The following is a 26665-nucleotide window of genomic DNA, read 5'->3' as shown; positions in this document are numbered from 1 at the left end:
GTTGCTCTTGCTGTATATTCCAATGAGCATGTTCTTCTATTTTTATTTAGACGCTTTAGGCGTACCAAAAGTTTTGTCTATATTGGTTGTAACTATATTACGTTCATAAATCAAACGCAATCCTTCAAGAGTAAGCATCGGATTCACTTCATCTACCGTTTCGGTTTCACTGGAAATGAGTTCTGCCAAACCACCAGTCGCAATAACTTTACCGATAACGCCCATTTCTGCATGAATTCGTTTGACGATACCATCCACTTGACCTGCGTATCCATATATAATACCAGATTGCATCGCATGAACGGTATTGCGTCCTATCACTTTTTTAGGTTTTTCGAGTTCAATATTAGGTAATTTAGAAGCACGTTGATATAAAGCTTCTGTTGAAATACCAATTCCAGGTACAATCGCTCCACCTAAATAATCGCCTTTACTGTCTATACAATCAAATGTTGTCGCTGTGCCAAAATCAACCACAATCACCGGTCCACCGTATTTGGCAACGGCTGCTACTGCATTCACTATCCGATCTGCTCCTACTTCGCGCGGGTTCTCATAACGCAAGTTCAGACCGGTGCGTATGCCCGGTCCGACAATCATAGGAGTATGATGTAAATATTTTCTGCACATTTCTTCTAACGTGTTCATGATCGGAGGAACCACAGAAGAAATAATAATACCTTTAATATGATCTATTGCAATTTTAGACATTTGAAAAAGATTATGCACCATCACACCATACTCATCTGGTGTTGCTTGTCGATTCGTATTGATGCGGAAATGATGAAGCAATTGCTCTCCTTCATACACGCCTAGAACAATATTCGTATTCCCTATATCGATCACCACTATCAAAGTGCGTCACTCCCCTTTCTTCGCACCCAAATCCAGACTAATATCCAGATTTTCAAAAGAATACGTCAATCTCCCTACTGATATAATATCAACACCTGTGGCTGCCAAGTTATAAATAGTCTCTAAAGATACATTGCCTGATGCTTCGATTTTAACATGTGGTGCTTGTTGACGAATCATACGCACAGCTTCTTGCATACGTTCGGTCGGCATATTATCAAGCATAATGATATCTGCACCCACAGTCAAAGCTTCTTGCACTTGCTCTATACTTTCAGTCTCTACTTCAATCGTCATCGTATGGGGAATCTGTTGACGTGCAGAAGTCACAGCTTCTGTAATCCCGCCTGCTGCTTTGATATGATTGTCTTTAATCATAACGGCATCATATAATCCAAAACGATGATTATGCCCTCCACCAACACGTACTGCATATTTTTCAAGCATCCGATGTCCTGGTGTTGTTTTGCGTGTATCGACTAATCGTACTGGTAATTCTTGAATCGCATCTACATATTCACGAGTGCGAGTAGCGATCCCCGACATACGTTGCAATAGATTTAGCGCTAATCGCTCGCCTGTGAGCAGATGATGCGTGCTGCCTTCTACTTCTGCAATGATATCACCTTTGTGTAGCTTTTGTCCTTCTTGAGCAATAGGCTGAAAGGTTAGATCAGGATGAACGGTATGAAATACTAACTCTGCAATCGCCAGTCCAGCAAGTATACCGTCTTGCTTGGCATGAATAACAGCACGACTGATATGTCCTTGCGGAACGGTAGTCGCTGTGGTGATATCGCCAGCGCCTACATCTTCTTTGAGCCATAACTTGATCCATTCGATAAGATTTTCCTGATAACCATTAAACATCATCACTACTCTCCTTTGTTAGCTCTTGATCGATTTGTTGTAAAATATGTTGTTGCCACTGATCATCGTTACGTTCTGGAAAATCTTCTCGATAATGTCCGCCACGACTTTCTTCCCGGTAAAGAGCAGAACGCATAACGAGTAGCGCACAAGTTAGCATATTAGCCAGTTCTAGCGCTTCGCGACTATTTAGAGGATATTCGAAAATGACAGCTAATGCTTCAAGCTTATCGATTCCTTCTTGAAGAGACGATGCTGTGCGACGAAGCCCTGCGTGTTGCCCCATAATTCCCTGTAATTCTAAGCGCCAGCTAATCCACTGCTCAGTAGAGTTTGTGAATTCAGGTACATTCTTATCATAAAAAAGATTCGTTTTGGGCAAAACACAATCTGTGTTTGATATATCGATCGGATTCAGTTGCAGAATCTGCTGTACGACTCTTTTTCCAAACACAATCGCTTCAGATAATGAATTACTAGCTAATCGATTTGCTCCATGAATACCTGTAGAAGATACTTCACCACAAGCAAACAAGCGCTGCACACTGGTCGCTCCTTGCAGATCTGTTTTGATCCCACCCATCATATAATGAGCAGCTGGTGCTACGGGTATCCAATCTTGTGCAAGCTGTAGACCGTAACTCATACAGGTCTCATAAATCGTTGGAAAACGGTGTTTTAATACTTCTTCTGTCTCATGTGTAATATCCAGATATACAAAAGCACTATCTTCTTTTTCCATTTCACTCATAATCGCTCTAGCTACAATATCACGTGGCGCTAATTCTAGTAATGGATGATAATTTTTCATAAAAGCTTCGCCTTTGCGATTCCGTAAAATCGCCCCTTCTCCGCGCAACGCTTCTGAAATTAGAAACCGTGGTGCACCAGGATAACACAAAGCTGTCGGATGAAATTGAATAAATTCCATATCTCGCACCTGTGCTCCTGCACGATAGGCCATCGCTACTCCATCACCTGTAGCCACATCTGGGTTCGTTGTATATTGATATAATTGTCCGCTACCACCTGAACAAATCACTGTTGCTTCTGCTTGTACGTAGATCAGACTACCATCCGGTTGTTTGACGATAACGCCTTTACATTCATTGTGCTCTGTTATGAAATCAATAGCGAAATGTTCATCCCAGACTTCAATTCGAGGATGTTCAGCTACATGTTGAGATAGCGCTCGAACAATCTCATACCCTGTAGAATCACCATTGGCATGTAAAATACGACGATGACTATGCGCACCTTCTCTGGTCAACTCTAACTGCCCATCAATCGTATCAAATAAAGTCCCCAACCTTATCAGTTCTTGTACCCCTGCTGGCCCTTCTTGCACAAGCACATCTACCGCAGATGAAGAACAAAGCCCTGCTCCTGCCAGCAATGTATCTTGACGATGATATAGAGGAGAATCATCAGTGGATATTACTGCCGCAATCCCGCCTTGTGCATAACGGGTATTGCTTTCTAACAGCGATTTCTTAGTGATCATAAGAACGTGCTTATATTCACTTGCCAAAATAGCAGCAAATAACCCTGCAATTCCTGAACCTATAATAATAACATCTACTTGTTTGTGAATATATTCACTCAAATGATAATCGATCAGGCGATTTGGGATCATTATGGTTTCCTCTCAATCGTTCAAGATGAAGATACTTGTAGCATCCGTTCTAACGAAACACGAGCCTGATCAGCAACAACAGGCGGTACATAAATTTGTGGTTTCATATGTTCAAGACAATTCACTAATTTTTTTAAATTGTTCACTTTCATATTCGGGCATACTAAATATTTACTAGCAAAACGAAATGTTTTATCTGGACTATCTTTACGAAGCTGATAACCTGTACCGTCTTCTGTACCTACAATAAACTCCTGACAAGGCGATTCTTTGCAATATTTAATAATCGCTGTTGTACTGCCCACAAAGTCTCCTAAAGCTACCACATCTGGGCGACATTCAGGATGAACTACAAATTCAGACTGAGGGTATTTGGCTTTCATCTCCATCACGTCTTTGACTGTTAACATATCATGAGTATTACAGTAGCCTTCCCAGATAATCATTTTTTTGTCTGTATGCTGTTGTACATAATGCCCTAAGTTTTTATCAGGTACCCAGATAATTTCATCGGAATCTACAGATTGAATTACTTTAACAGCATTAGCAGAAGTACAGCAGATATCGGTTTCGGCTTTAATTTCAGCAGACGAATTGATATACGTTACTACTTTGGCATTGGGATGTTTTTCCTTTAAGCGACGCAATCCATCGACATTGACCATGTCCGCCATCGGACAACCTGCCCGTTCATCAGGAATAATCACTGTTTTGTTAGGTGCTAGAATCTTAGCACTTTCACCCATAAAATGAACTCCACAAAATACAATCGTATCGGCTTCAGTCTGAGCCGCTTTTTGCGCTAGCAAAAAAGAATCACCACGGAAATCAGCTACTTCTTGAATCTCATCTCGTTGATAATAATGAGCCAAAATAATTGCATTGCGTTCTTTTTTTAATTGTAAAAGACGTTCCCTGAGCTCTGCATCCCGTTCTGCTTTCTTTTCTAGTGCTAACGCTTCCATCGTAATCGCTCCTTTTCATTGTTTGAGATTCATTTCACAATGTTAGACAGACAAGTAGGTTCTAGGCCAGTAGAAGATTGCTGCTTAGAGAGTTTGTGAAAAATATCCCGTACTACAGTGTAAGTTGTGTCTAATTTGTGATCAATGTTCAACCAATAATGTACACAATCCTATAGTCACTTGTCAATCAGTGAATTAGAGCAAGGATTTCACGATACACAAAAAAGCCCGAAGATCATTATGATCTTCGGGCTTTGATATTTGTTGCATCTGTCATATTGATTAAGAAGTAGGTGTGCTTCCACCTGTTCCATTTGGTCCACGATCTTCGCCAGGACCATTGGTAGGGCTGTTTGGAATATCTCCGTCTTTACCTAATCCAGGTGTAGATGGAGTGTTGTCTTTTTCCAAACTCAAAGAACCACCGATGGTATCTACAGTAGGTTCGCCACCTTCTGGTGTTTCCCCTGAACCACTTGTGTTACCATCGCCATTTGTATCACTTAAAGATCCAGTTTCAATCAATTCTTTGATTTGTTCCAGATCCAATGTTTCTACTTCAAGCAATGTTTGAGCAATCAAATGCATTTCTCTTGAATGTTTTTGCAATAATTCACGACAACGTTCGTAAGATTCCGTAATAAAACGGTGCATTTCTTGATCGATCTCATAAGCGATTTTATCACTATAGTTTTGCTCGTGTCCGATATCACGACCCAAGAATACTTGACCTTGAGCAGTACCGAATTGCATTGGTCCAAGCTTCTCACTCATACCGTATTCAACGATCATGCTACGTACGATACTTGTTGCTTGCTGGAAATCACTATATGCTCCAGTACCAATCTCGCCGATAAATAATTCTTCAGCAACACGTCCACCAAGCAATCCAGTAACTTTATCCAACAATTCCTGTTTCGTTACAAGCATACGGTCTTCTTTAGGAAGCATAATAACATACCCGCCAGCACGTCCACGCGGTACGATTGTTACTTTGTGTACCATATCCGCATGCTCCAAGAAATAACCGACAATCGTATGACCCGCTTCATGATAAGCAACGATGCGTTTTTCACGATCACTAATAACACGACTACGTTTTTCTGTACCTACGATGATACGGTCAATCGCTTCATCAACCTCAGTCATCGAAATATCACGACGATTACGACGCGCAGCAAGCAATGCTGCTTCGTTCATCAAGTTCTCCAGATCTGCACCTGTAAAACCTGTTGTACGTTTCGCAATTGTATCCAATCTTACGTTAGATGTAAGTGGTTTGTTACGTGAGTGAACTTTCAGTACTGCTTCGCGACCTTTCACGTCTGGACGATCAACCGTAATTTGACGGTCAAAACGACCTGGACGTAACAATGCAGGATCCAAAATATCCGGACGGTTGGTTGCAGCTACGATAATAATACCTTCGTTCGCTCCAAAACCATCCATTTCAACAAGGAGTTGGTTCAACGTTTGTTCACGTTCGTCATGACCGCCACCAAGACCTGCGCCCCGTTGACGACCGACTGCATCAATCTCATCGATGAAAATAATACATGGTGCATTTTTCTTCGCATTTTCAAACAAATCACGTACACGCGACGCACCGACACCGACAAACATTTCCACGAAATCAGAACCGGAAATGCTGAAGAACGGAACGCCTGCTTCTCCTGCTACTGCACGAGCAAGCAATGTTTTACCTGTACCCGGAGGACCTACAAGAAGTACCCCTTTAGGAATACGAGCTCCAACTGCGTTAAACTTACGTGGATCTTTAAGGAAATCAACAACTTCGACGAGTTCTTGTTTCTCTTCGTCAGCCCCTGCTACATCCTCAAATGTAATTTTTTTCTTCTCTTCGTTATACAAGCGAGCACGACTCTTACCAAAGTTCATCACTTTGCCGCCGCCACCCTGAGCTTGATTGAAAAGGAAGAAGAATAGAATAAACATGATCACAAGCGGTATCATCGAAGTGATAAATGACAACCAAATACTGTCGCCTTCCATCGGCTTGATGGTTACTTGTGTACCCCCATTGTCACTAGCTGTTTCGATCTCGTTGATCGCCGCATCAGTGGCAGGGATGTAAGAAGAAAACGCATTAGATTTAGCATCTGCTGGTTTATTTTTGTATTCACCTGTAACCAAATAGGCATAGTTATCAAACTGAACCGTAACAGAGGAGACATTACCAGCAGCAAGTGCTGCTTTAAGCTGATCATATCTTGGATTATCGGTAGCTTCACTTCCGTCACTAACGTAACGAACAATGCCCACCACGACTAAAAAAAGAATTAAATAGAAACCCGAATTCCGGATGAACCGATTCATCCCCTACCTCCTCTCGAGACACTTAAATTATTTTACCATAGCAAGACTTACGTTCTCAATAGAGCGCGAAGTCAAATAACAGATATTACGGTGTCGGACAATATATCGACACTTGGATATGCCTGTTATCAGAGCATAGGTAATTAGTTTGAATAAATTGCCGGCTTTAAAATCCCAATGTAGGGTAGATTCCGGTATTTCTCAGCATAGTCTAGACCGTATCCAACGATAAAAGCATCCGGAATAACAAACCCGGTATAATCTGCTTCTAAGTCGACCGTTCTGCCTGCTGGCTTATCGAAAAGAGTAACTACACGTACGCTACTAGCACTACGACCGCGCAATACCTCCATAAGGTAACTAAGCGTGAGTCCACTGTCAATAATGTCTTCTACAATCAGTACGTCTCGACCTTCTACAGAAACGTCTAGATCTTTAATGATTTTGACAACGCCGGATGATTTGGTAGATGCTCCATAACTGGATACCGCCATAAAATCAATCTCAAGCGGTACATCGATCCGCTTAACCAGATCCGCCATAAATACAAAAGCACCTTTTAATACACAAATCACAAGCGGGTTGCGACCCTTGTAATCTTCACTTAGCTTATTGCCAAGTTCTAAAATCTTCTGTTGAATCTCTTCTTCACTGATGAGTACTTCTTCAATGTCATTGCGCAACTTGGTTGAACCTCCTACATTATACTTATCAAGCCGAATCGACGATAATCAAACATTTTCTTCAGTTTTTATTCGCCTCATATGTACTACACAAGAAGTACCCGGGTGTATCAAGGCTGATCCCGAACGTCGAATTCCTGGAATCCATAGCACTTGACCGTGCACATCAGCCACTAAAGGCAAAGTATTACGCTGAGATAATGGTATTTTCTCATCGATAAAAAGATTTTTAACTTTCTTGGTACCGCCTTTTTCGTTCAGTTTGAACACATCGCCTGGACGGCGAGAACGCAAACAAAGCGGAAAAGTCAGTAAATCCGCATCAAACCATGCTTCTTCCAAAGAAAGTTCCATCTGATCTGAATCATTCCTACTCCATGGTAATAATCGGATATCTAATTGCTCTTTAGCAAAAGGAATAGATATCACTTCATTAGTACACAAAATCGGAATACAATATGGTTCATAAAGCTTTGGTGTACCTCGTGTCAACTGGATATGCTGATACTCGCGGCGACAAATAACTTTATCCCCAATATCCAGACTCCAAGTCGTGAGGTCACTTTGCATAATCTGCCCCCGAACCATCTCAATTTTGGAAAAATCAAATTGTTCGTAAGATGGTGACAGATAACTCAATATTAGTTTAATCAACCTCCGTTGTAAAGCGACATGCACTTCGACGAAAGAAGCAACTTCAAATGAAAACGATCCTTCTTCTTCTTTAACCAATTCCGCGTATAACGTCCCTGTTTCCTCTTGAATATAATCATTTTCAGTTCCGACAATTTCAGCAAGCCTTCCCAGAGACGGTACAAGCTGCTCATTAAATTGCTCTAAAAATGGTAAAACATCCAGTCGAATACGGTTACGCGTATACTTGCGGTGAAGATTACTGCTATCTGTAATATACCCAAAATGGCATTCTTCACAGGCATGAATCAAGGTCGTCTTGTATATACGTAAGAACGGACGTATAAGTTCCACATTTTTTTCAGTTCTTCGCATTTTTATTCCGCTTAATCCCTCTGCCCCTGCTCCGCGCAATATTCGCATCAATACCGTCTCCGCTTGATCATCCAAATGATGAGCCAGTGCGATAGAATGTGCTGACCATTTGGTAGCGATTCGATGCAAAAAATCATACCGTAATGTACGGGCTGCTTCTTGTGGCCCTTGACCGGTTTGCTCTATATACGCAGGAGTACTGACTTCCTCCAACTCAAAAGCAATCCCTAGATCAGAAGCAATTTGCTGAACCACCTGCGCTTCTTGAGCAGACTCTTCGGGTCGAAATCCATGATTCAGGTGAGCACAGATGAGCGTCCACTGATATTCATCGGATAAAGCATGCAAAACATGAAGTAGCGCCACAGAATCAGGGCCGCCTGAAACAGCGACAACTATCGTATCGCCTCTAGACCAGAGCTTCTGTTCATGTACAAGTGTTCTGACATGCTCTAGCAACGATTGCCATGTCTGTCCACTCATCGTCACTCTCTCCGTTTCTTGATCGTTTTTTACTTTTTAAAAAATAAAGCAATAAATAACGCAATACTCAAAATGATAATAGACCAGATAAACGCATTTTTTAAACGGCGGGTCACCGGATCACCATCCGTGGATTTACTACTCAAAAAGCGTGAGCCACCGACTGCTTTCCACATATGATAAGCTTCGCCGGTACTTTTAAATTCTCCACGCAAAGCGCGTTTTAACCAATCTGCATATAATGTCAATCCAGGTGTCCGATCGATCAGTGACACAAGATCAGCAACACTTCGTATTTGTGGCAATTGAGTAGCTATGATTTGTTGTAATCCCGGCTCGTTAAATAACTTGATACACATCACAGCAAAAGCAAATAGATCATACGCGTAATCACCTGTGCGATTGCCTGCTTTCCAGAATTTGCGATCATACCATTCTGTAAATTGATGCAGACTTCGCCCTGCTTGTATCGCCCCACCATAATCGATAAGTTCTACCTGTCCTTCGTCTGTAATAATCACGTGCTCAGCTTTTAAGTCACCAAATACCCAATTGGCTTCATGCAATTCACGTAAAATATCAAGCACACCTAAGCCTGCTTTACCGAGATTTTCACTGCCTTTTGCGCGAAGGAAGTTAGTTAATGTCTGACCTTTTACATATTTCATCACATAAAAAGGAATAATTAATCCGTCTTCTTCATAATCATCCGCATCATACAGATAACGATTCACCTGATTTTTTCCTGTTTCTTTCCAATGCTTATGTAAAGAAAAAAGAAGTTTGATCTCGGATTGTAACGTACGATTGTAAGTGCCCATTTTCAAAGCGTACAGATTGCCGTTCACTATAGCAGACACTAAATAAACGGTTCCATTGGTTCCGTTGCCCAGTACACGTTGCACCATATACTGTTGTCCTCTAGTTCTTCCGCTAATCATAGTACCTGGCGGCAATTCCGAATTAGTTGATATTGACACCGGGCTTCTCCTTCTCCTCTGAGGGCAGTCTAGATTTAGTGTACCATACCTATAGCAAAAAAACCGCAGATGCCAGGGCACCTACGGTCATTATTGATATGTTCTATATGCAAGGTAAGGATTAACTACGCTTGGCACCACGGCCTCCACGCTTGGATTCCGTATTTTTTTTGAGTGAAGAAATGCGTTCCTCACTATCTTTCATGAAGCGTGTCAATTTATCATCAAACGAAGGCTTGCCAACTGCTGGCTTGTTGAAAGAACGACCTCCACGATCACCGCCACCGCCGCGATTAAATCCGCCGCCGCCTCCAGAACGCTCTCCGCCATCTCTACCGCCGCCACCGCTGTTGCGTTGCTCAAAGCTACGCTCTGGACGAGGTGGTCTAGAAGATGGTGCTGGTTCTGCTGGTTTGTCAACTGCTTGTTTGATCGAAAGTCCGATTTTACCGTCTTTGTCTACATTGATGACTTTAACAGTAACGACGTCGCCCATTTTAAGATGGTCATTAACGTCTTTTACATAGTTGTCGGCAATTTCCGAGATGTGAACAAGACCAGTGACACCTCCCGACAAATCTACAAATGCTCCAAAGTGTGTTATTCCTGTCACTTTGCCTTCTAACTTGGTGCCCACTTCAATTGCCATAGAGTAAAATAATCCTCCCTTAAAATATACAGTAAAATCCCTTACGGATTACAATCTGCGTTGATTAAATTATAACGGAAGCCGAAAATAAGGTCAACTCACTAATACTCAGTTTTACGACTTATTTCACTTCATTATTCATTTACTGTCTGTTGCCTCTGTTGCCCAAATCGGTGTTTCGCCTGGTAAATACATACCATATTGCTTACGAGCGACTTGTCCGATATATTCCGGGTCTTCCAATCGCTTCACTTCACTTTGCGATTGAGCAAATGCTGCATCTGCTTGTTGCTTCTGTACTTGATGCTGAGTGAGTTCTTCTTTTTTCTCCGCTAAATGTATAGATTGCATAATGAACGTATACATCGCCCAGCCTAGGAATAACACCATGAAAAGCATCCAAATCCGTAGCCGTCTGCGCGCCCCATTGTTTCCCTGAGATGACTGATTATTTGTTTTGTAGTTACCGCTTCGAATCGGCGTAGGTTTTGAGTTCATTGGGTTGCCTCCTTGATGGTCTGTCGTCATTACATCGCTAACATTACATTTTAATTAACATTACCACAAAATAACGATTTGTAACACTTTGTCGACAAATTAAAAGAAAAAACAAAAAAGGCTGTCTCCAAGTCCGAAGACGTGAAGACAGCCTTTTTCAATAACAAGCAACCCGTGTATGATTGGATATTCACCAACATTAATCTCTAGAAAAAATATCATCCTGTCTTACGATAGGCTCTTCTTTGAGCAATGTATACATCGTTGCTGCTTCTTCTTTGCGCGTACTATCCGCCAAACGTTCTACTTGTACAGTGACTAGCTTTTGTCCAAACTGAACTGTAATCTCGTCACCGACTTTGAGCGTAGCACTAGGCTTGGCTTCACGTCCATTCAACAGGACTCGTCCCTGCTCGGACACATCTTTTGCCACAGTACGGCGCTTGATCAGTCTCGATACTTTCAGGAATTTGTCCAGACGCATTAGTTTACCGCTTCTTTAAGCTTGTTGCCTGCTTTGAATGCAGGAACATTGGATTCCGCAATGTTGATTTCTTCACCTGTTTGCGGGTTGCGTCCGGTACGAGCTGCACGTTTGCGAGTTTCAAACGTACCAAAACCGATCAATTGAACTTTATCGCCTTTTGTTAATGCATCTGTGATTTCACCAAGGAAACCGTTCAATACTGTTTCAACGTCTCTTTTTGTCAATCCGCTGCTTGTGGAAATGTTGTTAATCAAGTCTGTTTTATTCATTATTCAAAGCCTCCCAAATATTCAAAGAAATATAGCTGCGTTATTCAGATTGTCTATTGATGCACAATATGTTTACGCAAAGTTGCTTGCCTACAGTATATTACATTCTTCATGACATCCCAAATTCCTCTATGTTTACTGGAGTAATTGGTGCCATAAGCATCATAGCATACCGTAAGCGTGTGCTTCAACGCTGCTAGAAAGATCATAACATAAGAACGTATGCTCTGCTTATTTTTTTCGAAATAATTGAATTACTGTTTATTTTGTAATTTGGCTTCATCCCATAGCTGATCGAGTTCTACCAAAGACATAGACAGAATATCTTTACCCTGCGTGTGTAATGCCTGTTCAATATATTGAAATCTGTGTTTGAATTTGCGATTAACCAGTGCTAGCGATTGCTCAGGATCGGCATTGATAAAGCGAGCAATATTGACTGCACAGAAAAGCACATCGCCTAACTCCAATTGCTGATCCAGTACATCATGACCTTCACGTACAGCTTCTTTCAGCTCTAGCAATTCTTCATCCATTTTGGCAAAAGCGCCTTCGATGTTTTCCCAATCAAAGCCTACTTTTGCTGCTTTTTTCTGGATTTTGTAAGCTGTCAGTAGTGCAGGCAGATCCCGTGGAACACCGTCTAAAAGAGAAGCTGTAGCATCTAACGTGCCTTTGAGTTTTTTCTCTTCGGCTTTCATAGCATCCCAATTTTGGAGAGCCGTCTGTGCGTCATTGGCTTCGCGGTCACCAAATACATGCGGATGACGGAAGATCAGTTTTTGATTCAGACTTTCAATCACATCATAGACTGTAAAAGCTCCTGTTTCTTCTTCGATTTGAGCATGCAGCATAATTTGCAACAATACATCGCCCAATTCTTCTTGCATATGTTCTGGATCATCATCGTCTATCGTTTCTAACACTTCATACGTTTCTTCGATAAAATTCTGACGAAGCGATTGATGTGTCTGCTCTTGATCCCACGGACATCCACCCGGACTACGCAAAATTCCTACAATCTCATGCAGACGAGCAAACGTACGATTACGAATCTGTTCATCTTCTGTACGAGGTACATAGATCAGCGATAAATTGCCATAATTTTCAGTACGATCTAATTCGTATACAGGTGTGCGTTCGATGATTTCTTTGCCTTGCACTCCTAGATAATGACACACGATCACTTCAAAATCATCTGGATACAGCTCCATCAAGCTTAATTTTACATCGGAAGCCGTAAACGTATCATAGACTTGCCCAATTACGGTATGAAGCTGAGGTTGAAGCAATTGAGCATTAAGCTGAGCCGCATCGAGCAACTGAAACCCTTCGATAGGATCAAATCCTAGACGGGTAAATGCTTCATCCAAAAAGCTTTCCCCACCTAGTACATTTACAGTGATATTCAGTGCTTGTCCTTGTTCACGCAAAATCTGAACCGTTTTCTCAGCGACCATCGGATGACCGGGTACAGCATAGATAATTTCTTCTGTATCTAGCCCTTCCACTGCCGCTTGTAACAACCGATTGGCAATCTCCGCATACACTTCTGGAAATGAATTTTTCGATTCATATACCTCATCAAATGTTACAAAATCAGCTTCTAACGCTTCTAATGCTGGATGATCTTTGGTACGAACAAATAGCTTTTCAGCTTGTTCCAATTTACGAAAAATACCGACTGTTAATTGATCTACATCTCCTGAACCGAGTCCTACTATTGTAATTTGTGCACTCATATTTGTCCTCCTAACCATTGGTATATCAACTGTATATTGTTATGAAATTAATTTGAATTTTTGCAGTAATTTAGCTAATTTCTTACCTATTTTCGGCAAAGCAATAATCTCTGCGGTAGTCATAATTTTCAATTGGAATATACCACCTGCAAATACAATTGCACCGATAACTACTCCGCCTAATGTGATCAGAGACGCTTGAATACGTCCATCCAGTCCCCAGCGATCGAATACATATTCAGCCCCGAACATCCATGCAATAACAGTGCCAGACATTACCATAACCAAAAATAAAGGCTTGAACAAATCTTGCTTCCATGTCACTTGTAGACGGGTTAATCGTATCAATAACCATGTATTTAAAACAGCAGCTACCGCATAACCAATAATGCCCGCAAATGCAGCACCTGTAATACCGAAATAAGGAACCAGTACAATATTAAGCACTGCTTTAACGACAGTGGCAAGTAACAAATGTACTGCTGGAGCTTTGACAGAACCCATTCCTTGTAATAACGCTGCTGTTACGATTGACACAGTAGCTCCTACGCCTGTAAAAGCTAACCAGCGCATCGCTTCACTACCTGCATCGTCTTGATACAACATAATATCTAGTGGAACAGCTAGTACCGCTACACCAGCTGAAGCAGCAAGCCCAAGCAACCAAAACCAGCTTAGTGCCTGACGACTCTGTGATTGCACCAGATCCATTCGGTCACGTACTCTGGCATCTGCCAGTGCAGGAATAAACAATACAGATAAGGATGTAGCTAGCATCGACATCAACTGTACTAATGGCATTCCTCGATTGTATATCCCGAATTGTACCATAGCCTCTGCTTCACTCCAGCCAATTCCTTTTAATAGACGTGGAACTGTAAAAGTATCTACCAGACTAATTAAAGGCGCGGATAATGATCCCAAGCAGATCGGTAGTGCATAGAGTGATAATGCTTTGAGCAAAGGAAGTACAGGCTCATGAACACTATTTGGTATCGAAGATGGCGATAATCTCACCGCTGATTTTTGACGATAAATCCACCAGTAGATCAACATCACCAATAAACCAGCAGCTCCACCTGCGGCAGAACCAAATGTAGCACCCGCCGCAATCCAATCGTCTGCGGCTCCATTGCGGTCTAACATCAGCAGTAAAATAACCATTGCAGCTACACGAATCGTCTGCTCAGCGACCTGAGAGACCGCTGTAGGGATCATATTATGCATTCCCTGAAAATATCCCCGTAGCCCCGCCATAATCGGCACTAGCGGCAAAGCTAGCGCTGAACTACGTATAGCGGCTTCCGTATGACGATTATCGATCCAGTCTGCCAGTAAAGGTGCTCCTATGTACATCAGAATGCCGCCTACTACGCCTAGAACAATCAGCATCACAGATGAGATTGTTAAAACACGCCTTGCTCCTTCTTCATTACCAGCTGCGATCCGTTCAGCTACAAATTTGGAAACAGCTGCTGGAAATCCAGCGGTAGCGACAAGAAGAACTAGCGTATAAAAAGGATACACCGCATTATAAATACCGAATACTCCATCTCCTCCGATATTCTGCAACGGTATTTTTTGGATCGTACCGATTAATTTAGATAACACAGCTGCCAATGCTAATATAAATGCTCCTTTAAGCATACGCGAAGATGGAGAGGATTCTTTCATATGCACGGTGCTCCTTTCTAGCCAGTAGTGGCATTCTTTTTTTCGGAATAAATTACACAAAAATAGCGCGGAGACTCCGCGCTATTTGTTTTACCCATTCAATCTACTTTTTGCTATAGAAGCCAATCAGTCATCAAATATTATTTACTGCTCTCTGCTGGTGCTTCTGTAGAAGAACCTTCTGTTGCAGGTGCAGTTGTTGTTGGAGCTGTTGTTCCCTCTGTAGCTGGTGCTGTTGGAGCCGTTGTACCTTCTGTCGGCGCTGTAGCAGCTGGAGCTGTTTCAGATTTAGGTAGATTTTTCTTCGTAATCATACCTGGTACTTCTTTAGACATATATTCGCTGAATTTTTGAGAAGCAATTTGAGATTTGATTGTTTCTTTTTCTTCAGCCGTTAGATCAGCAAATGCTTTGTCTGTACGAGATTCTACTTTAATTACGTGGTAACCGTAATCTGTTTTCACTGGATCACCGATCACACCGATTTTTTGTTCCAATGCTGCATTTTTGAAGCCTTCAACCCAGTTTCCAACTTTATAGTTTTCGTAAAGACCACCTTTGTCTTTAGAACCTGTATCGTCAGAATATTTTTTAGCGATTGTTGCAAAGTCTGCTCCGCCATCTAATTTAGCTTTTACTTCTTTAGCTAATTTCAATGCTTCAGCATCTGTACGAGTTTTACCATCAGCAGTTTGTAGTCCGATCAATACGTGACGTACAGAAGCTGTTGTGTAATCTTTTTTGTTGTCATTGTAGTATTTCTCTACATCTGCATCTGTAACTTTTTCTTTCATTACTTCAGAAGCAGTCAATACACGTGTCATATAGTCTTTAACATCTTGCTCTGTCAAATTAGCTTCTTTGAGCATAGTAGCCAGTTGTTCAGGATCTACACTTGTTTTGAATTGAGCTAGTTGTTCTTCACCTTGTTTAGCACCGGCAGTTTTTGCTGCTTCGCTTGCACTGTCATCAAGAGATTTGTAAGCTATCTCTTGCTCTAGCAAAATTTCTTTATATTCGTCCATATCAAACATTTGAGCATATTGAGGAGAGAAGAATTTCATCATACTTACTTCATGATTAAATTCATTTTCAGTGATTGTACCGCCTTTATACTCGGCAACCACCGCACTTGTATCTTTCGTTTCATCATTCTTTGTTTCCGCGGTTGTTCCTTTGTTACAAGCTGCTAACAGACTGATGCACAGAATAGCAACTACTGCTAACATCGTCGTTTTCCGCGCAGCTTTTTTAATTGGCCACATCCTGTAGTTCCCCCTTTAGTTTGAATGATTCCATGATAGCCTCGAGGAATTGGCAAAGCAGTTCAAGCAGCTCGCCATCCGTTAGTCCTTTACCTTTGACTTGAATAACCATATTGGAACCCTGATTAAATTGTACACGTCTTTCGAAGCGATTGCCAACTTGGGACAGTTTGCTCAAATTGAACGCTTTTTCTTGCCCTGTATGGAACTTCAGCAACACATCGTCTCCGCGGCGCGAAATATTTTCGATACCGTAGCGTTTGCCGTACAGCTTGAGTCTTGCCACTTGTAATAACTGTAATACCGCTTCAGGCAATTCGCCAAAACGATCTAACAGTTCATCTTCAAGCTCGCTAATATCATCAAAAGCAGACAATACAGCAACTTTTTTGTAAATTTCTATTTTTTGGATACTGTCATAAATATAATCAGCTGGTAGATACGCGTCAATAGACAGATCAATAACAGTATTCCAATCGTTCGCTTTGGTATCTTCTTCGCCTAGCATTGTCACTTTACGTTTCTGAATTTCTTCAGCTAGCATTTGTGAATACAGATCGAACCCGACCGAAGCGATAAAGCCTGATTGTTCAGCCCCTAGAAGATTACCTGCTCCACGAATCGATAGATCGCGCATCGCAATTTTGAAGCCTGAACCCAGTTCTGTGAATTCTTTAATCGATTGCAGACGTTTCTCTGCTACTTCAGTTAAGACTTTATCCCGTTGGTACGTAAAATAAGCATACGCGATTCGGTTCGAACGTCCAACCCGTCCACGCAACTGATACAACTGAGAAAGCCCCATTTTATCAGCGTCATGTACAATAAGCGTATTCACGTTTGGAATATCTACGCCTGTCTCAATAATACTGGTACTTACGAGTACATCGAATTCGCCATCTAAGAAATCAAGAATTGTTTTTTCCAATTCTTGTTCAGACATTTGACCATGCCCGACAGCGACTCTTGCATCTGGAACCAGTTCAGAGATTTGAGCTGCCATTTCGTGAATTCCTTGAACTTTGTTGTAAAGGTAATAAATCTGACCACCGCGAATCAATTCGCGCTCTACAGCTTCACGAACCAATGTATAGCTATGTTCAACCACATAAGTCTGAACAGGGAAACGATTCTCTGGTGGCGTCTCAATAACAGAAAGATCACGCACACCTAGCATCGACATATGAAGCGTACGCGGAATTGGCGTCGCTGTCAGCGTCAGCACGTCTACATTGGTTTTGAGACGTTTTAACTTTTCTTTATGTGATACACCGAATCGTTGTTCTTCATCGACAATCAATAGACCGAGGTCTTTAAAAATAATATCTTGAGACAACAGACGATGAGTACCGATCACAATATCAACTGTACCTTGCTTGATGCCTTTAATCGTATCATTCTGCTCTTTACGCGTACGGAATCGACTCAATACACTAATATTAAAAGGATATTCGGCAAACCGCTCTCGGAATGTCTCATAATGCTGTTGCGCCAAAATCGTAGTCGGTACCAGAATCGCCACTTGCTTGCCTTCAATAGCAGACTTAAATGCTGCACGAATAGCCACTTCTGTTTTCCCGTATCCTACATCACCGCAAAGCAAACGATCCATCGGACGCGTTTTTTCCATATCTTTTTTGATTTCATCAATCGCACGTAATTGATCACGAGTCTCATCATAAGGGAAAATATCTTCGAACTCTTGCTGTTCCGCCGTATCTTTTTCAAATCCATATCCAGAAGCTTCTTGACGCTCTGCATATAATTTGATCAGATCATCTGCAATATCTTGAACAGAAGAACGAACTTTACTTTTCACTCTAGTCCACTCATTACCACCAAGCTTGTAGACTTTAGGTTCTTTTTCTTCAGAGCCTACATACTTCTGGATCAGATCGATCTGTTCGATCGGTACAGACAGCTTATCGCCACCTGCATACATAATATGCATGTAATCTTTGTGAATACCGGCGACTTCAAGTGTACCGATTCCCATATATTTACCGATACCATGATTTTGGTGAACAACATAGTCACCTACTTTAAGCTCGGTATAACTACGAATCCGTTCTGCATTATCTACATTTTTGCTAACTTTGCGTACTTTACGTTGCTTTTTGGAGAACATTTCGCCTTCGGTAATAACCGCCAAATTAATCGATGGTAATTCAAATCCTGTTTGCAGACTACCATCAATCATAATAGGAGTCTCGATATCGTAATCGTCAAGAACCCGGCGCACACGCTCCATCCGTTCTTCACCATTAGCGACCATCAACACTTGAATCCCTGCTTTTTTCCAGCGTTCCATCTCAGACTTGAGCACGTTCATTTGTCCATGGAAATCCTGCATCGTACGACTGACAAAGTTAACGATATTGCCTGGAAGCACATGCGGAACCTGACGTAAAAAGATCGATGTCCAGATCGTCTGGAAGCCACTGCGATACATAATATCATCTGTATCTCCAGCAAGTTCAAGCGAAGGCAAGTTTTTGCCGTTTTGCAATAAATGCATATTCCATTCTGATTCATCCCGCTCTAATTGCTTGGCTGTTTCGAGCAATCGTGCAGGTTCTTCCATAATCAGAATCGTATCTTCAGGCATGTAATTATACAAAGTGACCTGCTCTGGATAGAGCAAGCTAATATATTTATAGATTTCCGGAAAATAGATATGTTGACGCATCAATTCAATCTCGCGACCAATTTCTTCGCGCAGACGAATTTTTGCCTGACGATCTGTCATTTTTTCGATTTGCATTTCAAGGCGAGCTGAAGCTTGATCTGCGGCTTGATTCATACGATTGCGGTCTGCAATAATTTCGCGACAAGGTGTAATCGTGATAGATTTCACTTTATCAATAGAGCGCTGATCATCAGGATCGAAAGTACGAATCGAATCGATATCTTCATCAAATAATTCAATTCGATACGCCAAACTCGCTGTTGCAGGATAAAAGTCAATAATCCCACCACGTACGCTCATTTCACCGCGTGATTCTACACGTTCTACGCGTTCATAGCCAAGTTCAATCATACGGGTTAAAAACGTATCTAGAACCAGTGTACCGCCTTCTTGTAATTCAATTTCAGCACCTGCTAATGATTCTGGAGCAGGTACAAAGCGCCGAATACCGGAAAAAGGCACAACAACAACGCCTCTAAATCCAGCAGCACATTTCATCAATACATCAATGCGTTGTGCTAATGTCTCAGGGCTTGATATTGCTGATTCTGCGGCTACCAATTCATTAGCTGGATATAACAAAACCTGCTCAGGTGTTAGCGCTTCCTGTAAATCTTCAGCAAGCTTATGAGCAGCAAACATATTATGAGTGACGACCAATAATGGTCTTTGGACTTCTGTGAACAGACTAGCCATCATGATCTGGCGTGAAGAACCGGATAAACCGGAGATGAGTTGTTCTTTCATCCCGGACACAATACCAGATGTAACAGAACCAAAATCCTTGTCTTTGGCAAATGCTTGTATCAGAGTTTCTAACAAAACGGCACCTCACTTATCCTTAGGTAAAAACGGTAAAACGACAAATCGGATTCATCTCGATTTGCCTACAAACAACCGCCTTCTTATCTAACCTGTGTTACAGATCAGCATCAAAGGCGGTACTTATGAATTTGGGACAGTTGTCAATGTCTGTAATTGCTTATGAATTAAGGCTTATTATAGCATCAACCGTTAAATTTAGCCATCGTCTGCTCAAAGGTATGCTTTAAGCTATATTCCATCGCATTACAAGCATTTTCGATCATTTCGTCTAGCAATTCTTTTTCTTTTTTGGCAAAAGGAGAAAGTACATAATCGACAATTGCATATCCAGGTGCTGGTCTTGAAATTCCCATACGAATACGATTAAATGTCTGTGTACCTGTATGTTGAATAATCGACTTAATCCCATTATGTCCACCTGCACTGCCTTGATAACGCAGACGAATCTTGCCTGTTTCGGTATCCATATCATCATAGACGACAATAAGATCTTCCAGCGGTACTTTATAATAATCCATATATCCTCTGATCGCTTCACCAGACAAATTCATATAGGTCATAGGTTTAATTAAAACGACTTTGACCCCATCAATATGTCCTTCACCGATCAGTGATTTACTTTTAGCTTGATTAATAGCAATCCCGTGACGATCTGCTAAGCGATCCAATGCCATAAAACCAACATTATGACGGGTTTTGGCATACTCAGATCCGGGATTGCCCAAACCTACAATCCATTTCATTGGTACATATCCTCTTTTCTTTGAAAATATACAATCATCCAAAATGTAAAGGTTGCTATATTATCGTGCAGTCACTAACATTTTTTGCTAAAATCAAATTATTGAATACGTATCATACTTTTGATACTTATCTGCAAATGATCAACTTCACGACTAACCAGTATAGAGAGGGGGATTCAGCATGTACACCTTTGGGCAGCAATTGCTGAAAAACCGTCATTTTTATGATCATTTTAAGCAGGAAGTGCCTGTGCAGATTTATCGTCGTGATATTCCTGTCGATATCGGAATGATTACGGCGTATGATCACCAGTTTATCGAGGTGAATCGTGTATTGTATCATCGGCAACGTCATGTGTTTCTTTCAAGACCCGGGTATTAATAGATACGCCGATAAGGGTTACTCGCCTCAGATGGGGCAAGTAACCCTTTTATTACATCAACGCTTATTCAATTTCAAATAGTTTACTGATCGATAGCTCTTCATGAACACGAATAATCGCTTCGCCCATAAGAGGTGCTACCGACAATACTTTTAATTTACTTGTAGGATTAGGATGCGTGATTGGAATTGTATCTGTTACAATCACTTCTTTAAGCGGCGAATTTTCCAGACGATCCATAGCCGGACCAGACAATACTGGATGTGTACAACAAGCATACACTTCTTTTACTCCACCTTCGATCAAAGCATTTGCACCCAAAACGATTGTACCCGCTGTATCAATAATATCATCAACCAAAATGGCTGTTTTACCTTCGATATTACCGATAATGTTCATCACTTCACTCACATTCGGTTCAGGGCGACGCTTATCAATAATTGCAAGCGGAGCACTTAGTAGATCAGCAAGCTTACGCGCGCGTACTACACCACCGTGGTCAGGAGAAACGACAACAGGATTTTCAATTTTTTTGGAACGGAAATATTGAGCCAAAATAGGCACTCCAAGTAGATGATCTACAGGAATATCGAAGAATCCTTGAATCTGCATAGCATGTAAATCCATAGCGATAACACGATGAGCGCCTGCTTTTTCAATCAGATTCGCTACCAATTTAGCTGTAATTGGATCACGTGAACGTGCTTTACGGTCTTGGCGTGCATAGCCGTAATATGGAATAACCACATTAATACTTTTAGCAGAAGCACGTTTTAATGCATCTACCATAACTAGCAGTTCCATCAGATTATCATTGACAGGTGCACAAGTAGATTGGATTACATAGACATGGCAACCACGAACACTTTCAGACAACTTCACCTGAATCTCTCCGTCACTAAATCCAGTCGTACGAGATTCACCCATAGGAATACCAATATAGTCAGCAATCTGTCCCGCCAACTTAGGGTTAGAATTACAAGTGAAAATTTTTAATTTAGAATCACAATAAGTCATAATGGTTAAAACCCTCCGTGGTGGTTCATTGGAATGCTTATCAACTCGGCGTTCATTTCTCTTTAGATCCGTCAAATCATACAACAAGCATTATATATTTCATATTATATAATAATTCTTTAGCGAATAGTGGCATTTTGTTGGTAAGAATAGATAATAATTTTAGTTCTAGCGCATTATTTTCTGCTATAACTGTTAATTATTTCTTTTTTTCATGAATTGCTTTCGCTTTTGCACGAATTTTCTCAGCATATCCTGATTTGTTTTCTTGACGTTGACGAGCGATAGCCATATCGTTTGCTTCTACATCTTGTGTAATCGTAGAACCAGCTACCACATACGCACCATCACCTACACGTACAGGAGCAATCAAGTTAGAATTACTACCAATAAATACATTATCACCAATTTCAGTGATTGATTTGTTAAGTCCATCATAGTTAGCTGTAATGGCTCCACAACCAATATTAACGCCTGAACCTACAACAGCATCCCCTACATAGCTTAGATGAGGAATTTTGGAACCTTGACCTACTGTTACATTTTTGAGTTCTACAAAGTCGCCGACTTTCACTTGATCGCTTAACTTTGTACCCGGGCGTAAGTATGCGAATGGACCGATATTACCTTCAGCTCCTACTTCTGCTCCAGAAAGAATCGATTGACGTACAGTCGAACCATTTCCAATAGTTGAATCTTCTATCTCTGTATTCGGGCCAATTATACAATCTTCACCGATAACAGTATGACCGTTTAGAATCGTTCCCGGATAAAGTACAGTATCGGAACCGATCACCACATCTGCTCCAATATAAGTAGCGGACGGATCGATAATCGTTACACCGTTTAGCATATGTTTTTTGGCAAGACGTGCACGCATAAAACCTTCTGCTTCAGACAATGCTAGACGATCATTAACACCGATCGATTCTGCTAGATCAAATGTTTCGTAGGCAGCTACCATTTCGCCTTGTTCACGTAAAATTTTGATGCAATCAGTCAAATAATATTCCTGTTGTGCATTATCGTTAGTAATCTGAGAAAGCGCCTGGAACAATTTACTGTTATCAAAACAATACGTACCTGTATTGATTTCTTGAACAGCTAATTCTTCAGGTGTACCTTCTTTTTGCTCAACAATCTTCTGTACACTACCATCTGCTCCACGAATAATACGACCGTATCCTGTCGGATCTATCATCGAAGCTGTTAAAATAGTTACTGCTGCTCCCTGACTTTCATGGTTAGCAATAATGTTTTCTAACGTTTCAGGAGTAACAAGCGGTGTATCTCCGCAAATAATGATCGTCGTTCCTTGTTCGGTACCAAGCAATGATTCAGCTTGTTGAATCGCATGACCTGTTCCTAATTGCTCACTTTGTAGTGCATATTCAGCACGATCTCCCAAATAAGCTTGTACTGCTTCAGCGCCATGCCCTACAATAACGACACTTCGTTCACACTGTACTTGTTGTACAGCATCTAGTACATGACCGACCATCGGCTTACCACATACCGGATGGAGTACTTTGTACAATTTGGATTTCATGCGTTTGCCTTTACCTGCTGCAAGTATAATTGCCATTCTTTTCGAATCCAACACTACAGACCTCCTTGTAAAACTCATATATTTACATCACTTTTTATTAGATATGTTGTTAAAACTCCTTAATGAATATATCTTATTCCAGACAAAAAGAAAAGGGAGCCACAATGTAGCTCCCTGTGGCTCCCTTTTCTTTCAAACCCCAATAAGTAAACGTTAAGCACCTTCTTCGATCACTTCTTCTTCTTCCACTCCTGCACGTTCGTACTCAGCCAATACAGCTAACTGAATCTTCTCGCGAGTTCCAGAAGAAATAGGATGCGCTATGTCGCGAAACTCACCATCCGGTGTCCGTTTGCTTGGCATTGCAACAAACATTCCATTGTTACCATCAATTACACGAATGTCATGAACGACAAATTCGCTATCAATTGTGATGGATGCGATTGCTTTCATTCGGCCTTCGGAATTCACTCGGCGGAGTCTTACATCCGTTATTTCCATATGTGTTCACCACCTTTGTCTATAAAGACTTAGATTGTGTAATTCCACACATAGAAGCCAAATTCCTTCTTTTTTCTCCAAAATAATTGTGTATTTTTTTATTTTATTTATTTTTAGGCTCGATTTCTACCGATTTCACATGATTTTAATGATATTCGTTCTCATTACTAAAATGAAAATCATTGGCAAAAAAGCTTAATTAGAATCATTTTCAAAGTAGTTGCCAGGTTGTACCGTAATTTTTTTGTTTTTAGGATCGATATCAGTTACTTTCGCAAGTGACACATAATCTGCCCACAAACGATCATCCGTGTCGACAGAACCTGATTCCAATAGTACCCCTACACCCGCAACCGTTGCATTGAACTCTCCCAAAAGATCAACCATTCCTTGAATCGTACCGCCAGCTTTCATAAAATCATCAATAATCAATACGCGAGATTTTTCTTTTAGCGCGCGACGCGACAACGTCATCGTGTGCAAGCTCTTATGAGAACCGGATACATAGTTAATACTTACTGCTGATCCTTCTGTCATCTGATGATCACGTCTTACTAATACCACCGGCAAATTCAATTGCGTGCCTGTAGCATGAGCTAGCGGAATCCCTTTTGTTTCTACCGTCATAATCACATCGATCGGCGTATCTGCAAATGCAGAAGCAAAAATCTTACCCACTTCATTCAAAATAGCAGGCTGCCCTAGCAAATCAGACATATAAATATAGTTACCTGGAAGCAGACGATCAGGTTGTCCCAATTGACCGCATAATTCTTCCATAAAAGAAAATGCTTTTTCTTTGGCAAGCTTCGGAATATACTTCACTCCACCTGCTGCTCCTGCAAGTGTCAACAACTCTCCTGTGCCATCTTCTTCAAAAACTTCTTTGATAATGGTCAGATCCTCACTAATCGATGATTTGGCCGCTCCGTATCGATCAGCGAAAGTGGTTAATGGAATTAGCGTATGTGGTCGTGAAGTTAAATATTGAGTTAACTCAACTAACCGCGCGCTTCTTTTTAATTTTTTCACCGTAACGCCTCGCTATCTACAAAATATTGACATTTTATACCCTAAACCCGAATAATTAAAGTGAATATAACATTTTTGTACGTGTTTGTAAAAGAAAATCGCAATCTTTTTCTCTTATGGCTTATCATCGAGCACCATATTGAGTAAAAAAGACTGCGATTTGAAATCAGTTAAGTTAGTATTCGTACAGCATATACTTCTTTACAAAATCCTCTTAACCCGTTGTAGACACGAGCTACTTTAGATTCTTTTGAAATCAATCCAAATACCGTAGGGCCACTGCCTGACATTAATACGCCATCAGCTCCAAGCTGGATCATCGCCTGCTTCAACTGCTGTACTTGCGGATAGTGAGTCAGTGTCACATCTTCAAGCACATTGCCAAGCTGATCACAGATTTCATCAAATGATTTATTTTCTAACGCTTTCTGCATTTCGATAGCAGAAGGGTGTTTGGCTACTTTATCAGCGCGGAAACGTCCGTATACATCAGCAGTCGATACATTGATCGGTGGCTTCGCGAGAACGACCCAGCAATCCGGTGGACTGGTAAGTGGGGTCAAAAGCTCTCCACGTCCTGTTGCTAACGCTGTACCGCCTGTAATACAGAATGGCACATCAGAACCGATAGAAGCACCTAGCTCCATCATGTCGTCGTGAGGAATCTGGAGGTTCCAGAGACGATTCAATCCTCTAAGCGCTGCGGCAGCATCACTACTACCTCCCGCTAGACCTGCAGCAACTGGAATCTGCTTATCGATATGAATATGTACGCCCTGTTTGATATTATATTTTGCTTTGATTTTTTGAGCAGCTTGAAAAGCAAGATTTTTCTCATCCAAAGGAATATATCCGGCTTGACTGGAAATTTGGATCGTATCTCGAGACAATTCAGTGAGTGTCAGCCGATCTGCTAAATCGACCATCGTCATAATCATCTCGACCTCATGATAACCATCCGGTCGTTTATGTAACACATCCAGCATCAGGTTAATCTTCGCTGGCGCTTTTTCATATATCTTCATGCTGTTCCTCCACCCTCAACATTCCATCCGAACGATTTGATACGCTGCGTACGGGTTCCTGTGCTTATCATTGCGAATAATCCATATTATAAAAAAAATGAAGTATAAAGTCTATTAATATGGGTATCGGGTTCCGTTCATATCTATAAAATGTAGTCACAAAACAAAACAGTCTCTACCCCGAAAGGAGATAAAGACTGTCTTATGATAAAACAGTTATTCAATTCCCAACATATTCGATTCGTGTCTGACAATCGTCATCACAGACGGTGACTTCCACAGAATCTGTTAATATATCGGCATAGCTGTAAGACACACGTTCAAATGTCTGATGCTCTTCAGCGAGCTTGACAATAAAAACAGAAGGGTAGGTCTCTTCCAAAACTCCGGTTCGTTCGATGGTCTTCTTACGACCACCATTAGCACGTAACGTAATTTTGTGCCCTACATGAGCATCAAGACTACGTTTGATTTCCAAAAGCGCATTGTTAGCCATTGAC

Annotated in this window: 24 protein-coding genes; 1 reads left to right on the top strand and 23 read right to left on the bottom strand. The window is 41.2% G+C overall.

The window, feature by feature from the left end:
* Positions 1–42 precede the first annotated feature (42 nt).
* The 17 genes from QE450_RS20485 to pth all read right to left on the bottom strand — a co-directional run bounded on the left by QE450_RS20485 (position 43) and on the right by pth (position 20658).
* The gene (locus tag QE450_RS20485) at positions 43–855 is read right to left on the bottom strand and encodes a type III pantothenate kinase (protein ID WP_273614332.1); all 813 of its coding nucleotides are present in this window, start codon (positions 853–855) and stop codon (positions 43–45) included.
* 6 nt (positions 856–861) lie between these two features.
* Positions 862–1728 carry a carboxylating nicotinate-nucleotide diphosphorylase gene (gene nadC, locus QE450_RS20480; RefSeq protein WP_307301738.1) on the bottom strand — a complete coding sequence of 289 codons (867 nt, stop codon included), beginning with the start codon at positions 1726–1728 and terminating at the stop codon, positions 862–864.
* A complete protein-coding gene (gene nadB, locus QE450_RS20475; RefSeq protein WP_307301735.1) occupies positions 1718–3361 on the bottom strand; it encodes an L-aspartate oxidase in 1644 nt (547 codons plus the stop codon). The genes nadC and nadB overlap by 11 nt, the downstream gene beginning before the upstream one ends.
* Positions 3362–3381: 20 nt before the next feature.
* Positions 3382–4326: a quinolinate synthase NadA gene (gene nadA / locus QE450_RS20470; RefSeq protein ID WP_273614329.1), complete on the bottom strand. Its 945-nt coding sequence runs from the start codon at positions 4324–4326 to the stop codon at positions 3382–3384.
* Between the two features lie 282 nt (positions 4327–4608).
* Positions 4609–6663: an ATP-dependent zinc metalloprotease FtsH gene (ftsH, locus tag QE450_RS20465; RefSeq protein ID WP_273614328.1), complete on the bottom strand. Its 2055-nt coding sequence runs from the start codon at positions 6661–6663 to the stop codon at positions 4609–4611.
* Positions 6664–6806: 143 nt separating this feature from the next.
* The gene (gene hpt, locus QE450_RS20460) at positions 6807–7346 is read right to left on the bottom strand and encodes a hypoxanthine phosphoribosyltransferase (RefSeq protein ID WP_273614327.1); all 540 of its coding nucleotides are present in this window, start codon (positions 7344–7346) and stop codon (positions 6807–6809) included.
* A 48-nt stretch (positions 7347–7394) separates the two neighbouring features.
* Entirely contained in the window at positions 7395–8837 is a 1443-nt protein-coding gene (tilS, locus tag QE450_RS20455) for a tRNA lysidine(34) synthetase TilS (protein ID WP_307301732.1), read from the bottom strand.
* Between the two features lie 29 nt (positions 8838–8866).
* Positions 8867–9817, bottom strand: a complete 951-nt coding sequence (locus QE450_RS20450; protein ID WP_301263887.1) for a protein kinase domain-containing protein — start codon at positions 9815–9817, stop codon at positions 8867–8869.
* A 121-nt stretch (positions 9818–9938) separates the two neighbouring features.
* Entirely contained in the window at positions 9939–10466 is a 528-nt protein-coding gene (locus QE450_RS20445; RefSeq protein ID WP_204827308.1) for a S1 domain-containing RNA-binding protein, read from the bottom strand.
* 138 nt (positions 10467–10604) lie between these two features.
* Positions 10605–10964 carry an FtsB family cell division protein gene (locus tag QE450_RS20440; protein ID WP_273614324.1) on the bottom strand — a complete coding sequence of 120 codons (360 nt, stop codon included), beginning with the start codon at positions 10962–10964 and terminating at the stop codon, positions 10605–10607.
* A 199-nt stretch (positions 10965–11163) separates the two neighbouring features.
* Positions 11164–11448, bottom strand: coding sequence for an RNA-binding S4 domain-containing protein (locus QE450_RS20435; protein ID WP_274171321.1), 285 nt, complete (start codon positions 11446–11448; stop codon positions 11164–11166).
* On the bottom strand, positions 11448–11720 hold the full coding sequence (locus QE450_RS20430) for an HU family DNA-binding protein (protein WP_204827305.1): 273 nt from the start codon (positions 11718–11720) through the stop codon (positions 11448–11450). Before QE450_RS20430 ends, QE450_RS20435 begins: the two co-directional genes overlap by 1 nt.
* A gap of 254 nt (positions 11721–11974) precedes the next feature.
* Positions 11975–13462 (bottom strand): bifunctional methyltransferase/pyrophosphohydrolase YabN, encoded by a 1488-nt coding sequence (gene yabN / locus QE450_RS20425; RefSeq protein WP_307301727.1) that lies wholly within the window; start codon positions 13460–13462, stop codon positions 11975–11977.
* A 39-nt stretch (positions 13463–13501) separates the two neighbouring features.
* The gene (locus QE450_RS20420; protein ID WP_307301725.1) at positions 13502–15136 is read right to left on the bottom strand and encodes a putative polysaccharide biosynthesis protein; all 1635 of its coding nucleotides are present in this window, start codon (positions 15134–15136) and stop codon (positions 13502–13504) included.
* Positions 15137–15276: 140 nt separating this feature from the next.
* On the bottom strand, positions 15277–16401 hold the full coding sequence (locus QE450_RS20415; protein WP_307301724.1) for a peptidylprolyl isomerase: 1125 nt from the start codon (positions 16399–16401) through the stop codon (positions 15277–15279).
* Positions 16388–19912 (bottom strand): transcription-repair coupling factor, encoded by a 3525-nt coding sequence (gene mfd, locus QE450_RS20410; RefSeq protein ID WP_307301723.1) that lies wholly within the window; start codon positions 19910–19912, stop codon positions 16388–16390. The genes QE450_RS20415 and mfd overlap by 14 nt, the downstream gene beginning before the upstream one ends.
* Before the next feature lie 185 nt (positions 19913–20097).
* Positions 20098–20658, bottom strand: a complete 561-nt coding sequence (pth, locus tag QE450_RS20405; RefSeq protein WP_273614317.1) for an aminoacyl-tRNA hydrolase — start codon at positions 20656–20658, stop codon at positions 20098–20100.
* A gap of 181 nt (positions 20659–20839) precedes the next feature.
* Here pth and QE450_RS20400 point away from each other — a divergent pair, with 181 nt between their 5' ends.
* Positions 20840–21040 carry a hypothetical protein gene (locus QE450_RS20400; protein WP_069326071.1) on the top strand — a complete coding sequence of 67 codons (201 nt, stop codon included), beginning with the start codon at positions 20840–20842 and terminating at the stop codon, positions 21038–21040.
* A gap of 64 nt (positions 21041–21104) precedes the next feature.
* Here the strand turns inward: QE450_RS20400 and QE450_RS20395 are convergent, their stop codons facing one another.
* The 6 genes from QE450_RS20395 to veg all read right to left on the bottom strand — a co-directional run bounded on the left by QE450_RS20395 (position 21105) and on the right by veg (position 26661).
* Complete coding sequence (locus QE450_RS20395) at positions 21105–22058, bottom strand: ribose-phosphate diphosphokinase (protein ID WP_069326070.1); 954 nt, start codon at positions 22056–22058, stop codon at positions 21105–21107.
* A gap of 199 nt (positions 22059–22257) precedes the next feature.
* The gene (gene glmU / locus QE450_RS20390; protein ID WP_274173001.1) at positions 22258–23643 is read right to left on the bottom strand and encodes a bifunctional UDP-N-acetylglucosamine diphosphorylase/glucosamine-1-phosphate N-acetyltransferase GlmU; all 1386 of its coding nucleotides are present in this window, start codon (positions 23641–23643) and stop codon (positions 22258–22260) included.
* A 177-nt stretch (positions 23644–23820) separates the two neighbouring features.
* On the bottom strand, positions 23821–24108 hold the full coding sequence (gene spoVG, locus QE450_RS20385; protein WP_204827298.1) for a septation regulator SpoVG: 288 nt from the start codon (positions 24106–24108) through the stop codon (positions 23821–23823).
* 195 nt (positions 24109–24303) lie between these two features.
* Entirely contained in the window at positions 24304–25140 is an 837-nt protein-coding gene (gene purR, locus QE450_RS20380) for a pur operon repressor (protein WP_204827297.1), read from the bottom strand.
* Positions 25141–25310: 170 nt separating this feature from the next.
* The gene (ispE, locus tag QE450_RS20375; protein WP_273614316.1) at positions 25311–26165 is read right to left on the bottom strand and encodes a 4-(cytidine 5'-diphospho)-2-C-methyl-D-erythritol kinase; all 855 of its coding nucleotides are present in this window, start codon (positions 26163–26165) and stop codon (positions 25311–25313) included.
* Between the two features lie 220 nt (positions 26166–26385).
* Positions 26386–26661 carry a biofilm formation stimulator Veg gene (gene veg / locus QE450_RS20370; RefSeq protein ID WP_069326066.1) on the bottom strand — a complete coding sequence of 92 codons (276 nt, stop codon included), beginning with the start codon at positions 26659–26661 and terminating at the stop codon, positions 26386–26388.
* Positions 26662–26665: the final 4 nt, after the last annotated feature.

Origin of the sequence: Paenibacillus sp. SORGH_AS_0306 (genome assembly GCF_030819345.1) — a bacterium.
Classification (GTDB): domain Bacteria; phylum Bacillota; class Bacilli; order Paenibacillales; family Paenibacillaceae; genus Saccharibacillus; species Saccharibacillus kyungheensis.
The sequence above is the reverse complement of the archived record's forward strand: the minus strand, read 5'-3'. Positions and strand labels throughout refer to the sequence as shown.

What these genes read in the sequence shown, in the direction of transcription:
- nadC (WP_307301738.1), bottom strand. Translation starts at nt 1,728, where the DNA reads ATGATGTTTAATGGTTATCAGGAAAATCTTATCGAATGGATCAAGTTA.
- nadB (WP_307301735.1), bottom strand. Translation starts at nt 3,361, where the DNA reads ATGATCCCAAATCGCCTGATCGATTATCATTTGAGTGAATATATTCAC.
- nadA (WP_273614329.1), bottom strand. Translation starts at nt 4,326, where the DNA reads ATGGAAGCGTTAGCACTAGAAAAGAAAGCAGAACGGGATGCAGAGCTC.
- ftsH (WP_273614328.1), bottom strand. Translation starts at nt 6,663, where the DNA reads ATGAATCGGTTCATCCGGAATTCGGGTTTCTATTTAATTCTTTTTTTA.
- tilS (WP_307301732.1), bottom strand. Translation starts at nt 8,837, where the DNA reads ATGAGTGGACAGACATGGCAATCGTTGCTAGAGCATGTCAGAACACTT.
- QE450_RS20445 (WP_204827308.1), bottom strand. Translation starts at nt 10,466, where the DNA reads ATGGCAATTGAAGTGGGCACCAAGTTAGAAGGCAAAGTGACAGGAATA.
- QE450_RS20440 (WP_273614324.1), bottom strand. Translation starts at nt 10,964, where the DNA reads ATGAACTCAAAACCTACGCCGATTCGAAGCGGTAACTACAAAACAAAT.
- QE450_RS20435 (WP_274171321.1), bottom strand. Translation starts at nt 11,448, where the DNA reads ATGCGTCTGGACAAATTCCTGAAAGTATCGAGACTGATCAAGCGCCGT.
- QE450_RS20430 (WP_204827305.1), bottom strand. Translation starts at nt 11,720, where the DNA reads ATGAATAAAACAGACTTGATTAACAACATTTCCACAAGCAGCGGATTG.
- yabN (WP_307301727.1), bottom strand. Translation starts at nt 13,462, where the DNA reads ATGAGTGCACAAATTACAATAGTAGGACTCGGTTCAGGAGATGTAGAT.
- QE450_RS20420 (WP_307301725.1), bottom strand. Translation starts at nt 15,136, where the DNA reads ATGAAAGAATCCTCTCCATCTTCGCGTATGCTTAAAGGAGCATTTATA.
- QE450_RS20415 (WP_307301724.1), bottom strand. Translation starts at nt 16,401, where the DNA reads ATGTGGCCAATTAAAAAAGCTGCGCGGAAAACGACGATGTTAGCAGTA.
- pth (WP_273614317.1), bottom strand. Translation starts at nt 20,658, where the DNA reads ATGAAATGGATTGTAGGTTTGGGCAATCCCGGATCTGAGTATGCCAAA.
- QE450_RS20400 (WP_069326071.1), top strand. Translation starts at nt 20,840, where the DNA reads ATGTACACCTTTGGGCAGCAATTGCTGAAAAACCGTCATTTTTATGAT.
- QE450_RS20395 (WP_069326070.1), bottom strand. Translation starts at nt 22,058, where the DNA reads ATGACTTATTGTGATTCTAAATTAAAAATTTTCACTTGTAATTCTAAC.
- glmU (WP_274173001.1), bottom strand. Translation starts at nt 23,643, where the DNA reads ATGGCAATTATACTTGCAGCAGGTAAAGGCAAACGCATGAAATCCAAA.
- spoVG (WP_204827298.1), bottom strand. Translation starts at nt 24,108, where the DNA reads ATGGAAATAACGGATGTAAGACTCCGCCGAGTGAATTCCGAAGGCCGA.
- ispE (WP_273614316.1), bottom strand. Translation starts at nt 26,165, where the DNA reads ATGAAGATATATGAAAAAGCGCCAGCGAAGATTAACCTGATGCTGGAT.
- veg (WP_069326066.1), bottom strand. Translation starts at nt 26,661, where the DNA reads ATGGCTAACAATGCGCTTTTGGAAATCAAACGTAGTCTTGATGCTCAT.